Origin of the sequence: Mesorhizobium sanjuanii, assembly GCF_002529485.1 — a bacterium.
Taxonomy (GTDB): domain Bacteria; phylum Pseudomonadota; class Alphaproteobacteria; order Rhizobiales; family Rhizobiaceae; genus Mesorhizobium; species Mesorhizobium sanjuanii.
The window spans coordinates 1-735 of sequence record NZ_NWQG01000128.1; the positions used below are offsets into that span (position 1 = coordinate 1).

A 735-nucleotide genomic window follows, 5' to 3' on the forward strand; every position below is an offset into this window, starting at 1 on the left:
TGGCCATCGATCGCGATCCGGATGCGATCGCGGCGGGGCGGGACCTCGAAGCACGGTCGGACGGCAAGCTCCGGCTTGTCCACGCGCCATTCTCGATGCTGGACGAACAGGTCGAAAGCGCCGACGGCGTGGTGCTCGATATCGGCGTCTCCTCGATGCAGATCGACCAGGCGGAGCGCGGCTTTTCGTTCCGCGCCGACGGACCGCTCGACATGCGCATGGCGCAAGCGGGCCTGAGCGCCGCCGATGTCGTCAATTCCTTCAAGGCGGGCGATCTTGCCCGCATCTTCGGTTTCCTCGGCGAGGAGCGCCATGCCGGCCGCATCGCCCGCATGATCGAGAGCCGCCGCGAAAAACGCCCGTTCGAGCGGACGCTCGATCTTGCCGATGCCATCGAGACGCATATCGGCCGCGCCCCCAAGGACAAGATCCATCCGGCGACCCGCGTCTTCCAGGCGCTGCGCATCTTCGTCAATGACGAACTCGGCGAATTGGCCAAGGCGCTGTTCGCGGCCGAGCGCGTGCTGAAGCCGGGCGGGCGGCTGGCCGTGGTGACGTTTCATTCGCTGGAGGATCGCATCGTCAAGCGCTTCATCGCCGACCGTGCCGATCAGGTGACCGGGTCGCGGCATATGCCCGAGGCGCAGACACGCCTGGCCACCTTCCGCAAGGCGGGCGGCGGGGTGACGCCCGACGATGCCGAGATAGCGGCCAATCCGCGGGCGCGTTCGGCAA

The 735-nt window shown here is 67.5% G+C and carries 1 protein-coding gene; it reads left to right on the forward strand.

Annotated elements, in window-relative coordinates:
• Window positions 1–735: 16S rRNA (cytosine(1402)-N(4))-methyltransferase RsmH (gene rsmH / locus CN311_RS19635; RefSeq protein ID WP_097575388.1), on the forward strand; the 735-nt coding region annotated here is incomplete at both ends.